We start from the raw sequence: 5,769 nt of genomic DNA on the forward strand, positions 1-5,769 counted from the left end.
GCCGTGCACGCGCTGCGGCTGCTGATGCAGTCCGGCGGTCGGCTGCCGGTGCCCGCGCTCGCTGCGCAGGTGGGTGTCGGCGAGCGTCGCCTGCAGCAGCTGTTCAGCACGCAGTTCGGGCTCTCGCCGCGCCGCTGGAGCCGGCTCTCGCGCCTGCACCGCTGCCTGCGCGACCTGCGCGCTCAACCGCAGCGCAGCTGGGCCGAGGTCGCGCTCGATGGCGGCTTCTTCGACCAGTCGCACCTCACCAACGAGTTCCGCGCGCTGTGCGGCTGCACGCCGGCCGAGTACCGGCGGCTCGCGGTTTCGGAATCTTCCAAGACCGCCGGCTGAAGGCCGCGCACCATGGCGCCGATCGACCCCAGGAGCCAGACGATGACGAACGAGAACAACCCGCGCCCGCTGCAGGGCCGCGTGGCGGTGGTGACCGGCGCAAGCCGCGGTGGCGGACGCGGCTGCGCGGTCGAGCTGGGCGCCGCCGGTGCCACGGTCTACGTGACCGGGCGCAGCACGCGCGCCCAGCCCGCGCAGAGCTACGGCCAGCTGCTCGGCCTGTCGGAACTCGCCGCCCTGCCCGGCAGCATCGACGACACCGCCGACGAGGTGACGTGCGCCGGCGGCCGCGGCATCGCGGTGCGCTGCGACCACACGCAGGACGACGAGGTGGCCGCGCTGTTCGCCCGCGTGCAGCGCGAGCAGGGCCGGCTCGACCTGCTCGTCAACAACGCCTGGGGCGGCCACGAGAGCTTCGACGGCGTGTTCAATGCGCCGTTCTGGGAGCACCCGCTGGCCCACTGGGATTCGATGATCGACCGCGGCGTGCGCAACCACCTGCTGGCGAGCCGCCACGCGGCGCCGCTGATGGTGAAGCAGGGCCGTGGGCTGATCGTCACGACCACCTTCTGGGACCGCGGCCACTACCTGCGCGGCAACCTGTTCTACGACCTCGCGAAGGCCGGCATGGCGCGTCTCGCCTTCGGCATCGCCGAAGAACTGCGCCCGCACGGCGTGGCCTCGGTCGCGGTGTCACCGGGCTGGATGCGCACCGAGTTCGTGCTGGCCGGCCACCACACCGACGAGGCGCACTGGCACGAGCGCCCTGCCCTCGCGCGCACCGAATCGCCACGCTACCTGGGCCGCGCCGTCGCGGCGCTGGCGGCCGACGCGCAGGTGATGCGCCGCAGCGGCCAGGTGCTGCGCGTGGGCGACCTGGCGCAGGACTACGGCTTCACCGACATCGACGGCAGACGCGTGCCGGCCTTCGAGATGGAGGAAGCGTCGCCGTGAATCAGTGAGCCGGCACCGCGTCGCCTGACACCGCCGCAGCGCCGTTGTCGACCGCCGTCGGCGCCAGCAGCTTGCCGAACACCAGCTTCACCGCCAGCAGCGCCACGCCGGCACCGCCGACCAGCACCGCGTGCAGGCCCCAGAACTGCTGCCCCGGCATCGTCTCGAGGAAGCCGGCCAGCCAGCCGACGAAGGTGTTGGCGAGGAACAGGTGCAGGTAGTAGGTGCCCATCATCAGCCCCTCGAGCTTGTGCGGCGCGGTTCGCGAGTACAGCGCCAGGCCGACCGGCATCACGTTGGCGAAACCGATGTCGTTGAGCACCGCGTAGCCGATCGCCCAGCCGAAGCCGACCTTCTCGCTCGAGTGGTCGACGATGCCCGAGGCGATCACCAGCAGCGCCGGCGCGGTGGCGGCGATCAGCGAGCCGATCGCCATCTTCGTGACCTCGTCCGGCTCGCGGCGGCGCGTGGCCCACCAGCGCCAGAACGCGATCGAGCCGATCATCGCCGCGGTGCTCGCGGCCGCATCGATCGCCTGCAGCCAGCTCACCGGCACCTGCCAGCCGAACAGCACCAGGTCCATGTACTTCTGCGACCACAGCGGGAACGCGTTGTTGTACTGCTGGTTGCCGACCACCGTCATCATCAGCACCGGGATCAGCGCGACCAGCAGCACCAGGCGGCCCTTCTCGGTGCCGGTCATCGCGGCGCGCGGCGCGGCAGCGGCCTGGTCGGCACGGCGCACGCGCTGCGGCTCGGGCGGCAGGTAGCGCCGGCCCTTGAGGTACACGAACAGGCCGATCACCATGCCGACGCCGGCGGCACCGAAGCCCCAGTGCCAGGCCACCTTCTCGCCGAGCGTGCCGCAGACGATCGGCGCGAGGATCACCGCGATCTGCACCGCCAGCATGAAGATCTGGAACGCGCTCGCACGCCGCTTGTCGCCGGGCGCGTACAGGTCGCCGACCTGCGCCGCGATGTTGCCCTTGAAGCAGCCGACGCCGATCAGCAGGCACAGCAGCGCGAAGAAGAAGCTGGCCTCGAAGGCCATCAGGAAGTGGCCGGTGGCCATCAGCACCGCGCCGAGCACGACCGTCTTCGTGCGGCCGAGCACGCGGTCGGCGAGCAGGCCGCCGAACAGCGGCGTCAGGTAGACGAAGCCCGCATAGAGGCCGAACACGGCGGACGCGAGCTGCTGCGGCGAGCGCAGGCCGGTGACGTTCTCGATGGCGCCGCGCACCGCATCGATGCCGGCGACGTGGCCGATGTTCTCGGGCAGGAACAGGTAGTTGGTGAGGTACAGGACCAGCAGGGCCTGCATGCCGTAGTACGAGAAACGTTCCCAGAGCTCGCAGAAGGCGAGCCAGCCGAGGCCGGCGGGGTGGCCGAAGAAGGCACGGTCTTGGGGGGCGGAGGTGGACACGGGTGGTGGCTTCCGATGGAAATTGGGTAGTCCGCGACTGTCGCTGAAATGCGGGTGCCGCACAACTCGCGGCGACCCGGCTTGCTCAGGCGGCCGCCTCGTACAGCTCCAGCGGCAGCCCGTCCGGATCGGCGAAGAACACGAAGCGCCTGCCGGTGTACTCGTCGACGCGGATGTCTTCCACCGCGACACCCTGGCCCTCGAGCACGGCCTTGCACTGCGCCACGTCGTCGACCTCGAACGCCAGGTGGCGCAGGCCGCGCGCCTCGGGGTAGGACGGGCGCGGCGGCGCGCCGTCGAACGAGAACAGCTCGACCTGCGAGCCGTCGGGCAGCGCCAGGTCGAGCTTGTACGAGTTGCGCTGCGCCCTGAAGTGCTCGGCGATCACCGCGAGCCCGAGCGTCTCGGTGTAGAAGCGCTTCGAGGCCGGGTAGTCGGAGCAGATGATGGCGGCGTGGTGGATGCGTCGGAGCATCGGGCGATTGTCGCGCCGGTCCATCGCGTCTCCCTACAATGCGCCCCCCTTGTCTCCGATCGAACGCGCGCCCATGGACCTCGTCGTCAACGAAGAACTCAAAGCCTACATCGACCCGTTGACCGCGGACGAACATGACGCGCTGGAACGCAGCATCCTCGCCGAAGGCTGCCGCGATGCGCTGGTGCTGTGGGGCGACATGCTCGTGGACGGGCACAACCGCTACGGCATCTGCCGCAAGCACGGGCTGCCGTTCCAGACGGTGCAGAGCACGCGCTTCCAGTCGCTGGAAGACGTGCACCTGTGGATGATCGACCAGCACCTCGGCCGGCGCAGCCTGTCGGACTACCAGCGCGGCGTGCTGGCGCTGCGCAAGCGCGAGATCGTCTCCGGGCAGCGTGCGCGCCGCGCCGCCGAGCCGGCGGAGGCCGCCTCGCCCGCACCGGTGGCCGCAGCGCCCGAGCTCGACACCCGCGAGGCCCTCGCGAAGGCCGCGCGCATCAGCAGCAACCAGGTCGCGATGATCGAGAAGATCCGCCAGCAGGCGGCGCCCGAGGTGGTCGAGGCGGTGAAGGCGGGCACGATCTCGATCAACGCGGCAGCCGCCGTGGCCAGCCTGCCGGCCGAGGAGCAGGTGGCCGCCGCGGCCGCCGGCAAGGACGAGCTGAAGCAGGCGGCCAAGCGGGCGCGCGAATCGCGCCGCAAGGCGCCGGCCGATGAGGGCGCGGCTGCAACACCGCAGGAACAACCGCCAGCGCAGCCGCACGACGGCGCCGACAGCGTCGACTCGCTGCGCCAGCGCGTGACCGCGCTGACCGCCGAGAACGCCGCGCTGAAGCTGAAGATCGCCGACCTGCACGCCCAGCTGCGCGCCAACGCCGGCGAGGCCGACACCGCGCCGTTCTGATCCACGGTATAGTTTCCGTCGCAATGGATACACATATGTGTATCCACAACCGGAGACCCCGATGAACACCAAAGACGCCGGCATGCGGATCCGCATCGAGCGGGATCTGCGAGATGCCTTCGTGCAGGCCTGCCAGTCGCAGGGCCTGGCGGCCGCCGAGGTGCTGCGCGACTTCATGCGCAGCTTCGCGGCCAAGCATTCGGCCGAGCAGGCGCAGCTGTTCGGGCAGTCCTCCAAGCCCGATCAACGCTGAAGGAGCCAGCGATGATCGTGCTGAAGGACACCCAGGCGAAGTTGCTCGGTGCGCTGCAGGCCGTCTGCGGCATCGTCGAGCGACGGCACACCCTGCCCGTGCTCGCGAACGTGCTGATCCGCAAGAGCGGCCCATCGATCGCGTTGACCACCTCGGACCTCGACATCGAGGTCGGCCACCAGGTCGAGCTGGGCGGCGATGCCGGCGAGTTCGCCACCACCGTGTCGGCGCGCAAGCTGATCGACATCCTGAAGGCGATGCCGCCCGACCAGCTCGTCACGCTGACGGCCGAACCCGGCCGCCTGCGGCTGCAGGGCGGGCGCAGCCGCTTCACGCTGCACACGCTGCCGGCCGAGCAGTTCCCGCTGGTCGCGCGGGCGCCGCATGCCACCACGCTGCGGTTGCCGCAGCACGTGCTGAAGTCGCTGGTCGACCAGGTGAGCTTCGCGATGGCGGCGCACGACATCCGCTACTTCCTGAACGGCGTGCTGTTCAACACCGACGGCCGGCGCGTGCGGCTCGTCGCGACCGACGGCAACCGGCTCGCGCTGGCCGAGGCCACGGTCGACGCCGAGCTGCCGGCGCAGCAGGTGATCCTGCCGCGCAAGGCGGTGCACGAGCTGCAGCGCCACCTGCGCGAAGGCAGCGATGACGCCGCCACCGTCGAGATCCGCCTCGCCCCCGCGCAGGCGAGCTTCGAGCTCAACGGCATCAGCTTCATCACCAAGCTGATCGAGGGCCGCTACCCCGATTTCGACCGCGCGATCCCGAAGACCAACCCGCACGCCGTGACGCTCGGCCGCGCCGCGCTGCTCGGCTGCCTGCAGCGCGCCTCGCTGATGACCAGCGACAAATTCCGCGGCATCCGGCTGAGCCTGGCGCCGGGTGCGCTGCGCATCGTCTCGAGCAACGCCGAGCGCGAGGAGGCCGACGAAGACATCGACGTCGACTACGGCGGCGCGCCCCTGGAGATCGGCTTCAACGTGACCTACCTGACCGAGGTGCTCGGCGAGACCGATGCCGAGATGGTGACGATGGCGCTGCAGGACGCGGCCTCGGCGGTGCTGTTCACCTTCTCCGAGCGCAGCGACTTCAAGTACGTGGTGAGCCCGATGCGGCTTTGACGTGAGGCCCTGACGCAAGACTCCGACGTGAATCGGGCCCCTCCGATCAATAGTTTTTCTCCATCGACTTGATTCAGTCAATTAATCCCGCAAATGCTGCAGTGCGGTCAAAATTCGCTTCGCCAGTTCGTTTTTTCATCCAACCCAAGCCACCAAGGAAATCACACGATGTCGCTGATCAACACCCAAGTCCAACCGTTCAAGGTCGAAGCCTTCCACAACGGCAAGTTCATCGAAGTCACCGAAGCGAGCCTGAAGGGCAAGTGGTCGACGCTGATCTTCATGCCGGCGGCCTTCACC

At 69.6% G+C, this 5,769-nt stretch carries 7 protein-coding genes and 1 pseudogene; 6 read left to right on the forward strand and 2 right to left on the reverse strand.

Annotated elements, in window-relative coordinates; genetic code table 11:
- Both AC1DXV_RS30370 and AC1DXV_RS30375 read left to right on the forward strand, forming a co-directional pair.
- A partial coding sequence (locus tag AC1DXV_RS30370) for a helix-turn-helix domain-containing protein (RefSeq protein ID WP_477937170.1) occupies positions 1–333 on the forward strand: 333 nt, incomplete at its 5' end.
- Between the two features lie 42 nt (positions 334–375).
- On the forward strand, positions 376–1,287 hold the full coding sequence (locus AC1DXV_RS30375) for an SDR family oxidoreductase (RefSeq protein ID WP_477872005.1): 912 nt from the start codon (positions 376–378) through the stop codon (positions 1,285–1,287).
- A 1-nt stretch (position 1,288) separates the two neighbouring features.
- Here the strand turns inward: AC1DXV_RS30375 and AC1DXV_RS30380 are convergent, their stop codons facing one another.
- Positions 1,289–2,710 carry a peptide MFS transporter gene (locus AC1DXV_RS30380; protein ID WP_477937172.1) on the reverse strand — a complete coding sequence of 474 codons (1,422 nt, stop codon included), beginning with the start codon at positions 2,708–2,710 and terminating at the stop codon, positions 1,289–1,291.
- 85 nt (positions 2,711–2,795) lie between these two features.
- Positions 2,796–3,185, reverse strand: coding sequence for an SMU1112c/YaeR family gloxylase I-like metalloprotein (gloA2, locus tag AC1DXV_RS30385; protein WP_477874857.1), 390 nt, complete (start codon positions 3,183–3,185; stop codon positions 2,796–2,798).
- 73 nt (positions 3,186–3,258) lie between these two features.
- Between gloA2 and AC1DXV_RS30390 the strand changes: the two genes are divergently transcribed.
- The 4 genes and pseudogenes from AC1DXV_RS30390 to AC1DXV_RS30405 all read left to right on the forward strand — a co-directional run.
- Positions 3,259–4,092, forward strand: a complete 834-nt coding sequence (locus tag AC1DXV_RS30390; protein ID WP_477937174.1) for a ParB N-terminal domain-containing protein — start codon at positions 3,259–3,261, stop codon at positions 4,090–4,092.
- Positions 4,093–4,153: 61 nt separating this feature from the next.
- The gene (locus tag AC1DXV_RS30395; protein WP_477873436.1) at positions 4,154–4,345 is read left to right on the forward strand and encodes a plasmid-related protein; all 192 of its coding nucleotides are present in this window, start codon (positions 4,154–4,156) and stop codon (positions 4,343–4,345) included.
- A gap of 11 nt (positions 4,346–4,356) precedes the next feature.
- Complete coding sequence (dnaN, locus tag AC1DXV_RS30400) at positions 4,357–5,469, forward strand: DNA polymerase III subunit beta (protein WP_477873435.1); 1,113 nt, start codon at positions 4,357–4,359, stop codon at positions 5,467–5,469.
- 168 nt (positions 5,470–5,637) lie between these two features.
- Positions 5,638–5,769, forward strand: a pseudogene (locus tag AC1DXV_RS30405) (peroxiredoxin); the annotation flags it as partial.

This window comes from Rhizobacter sp. P3_C12 (assembly GCF_056402735.1).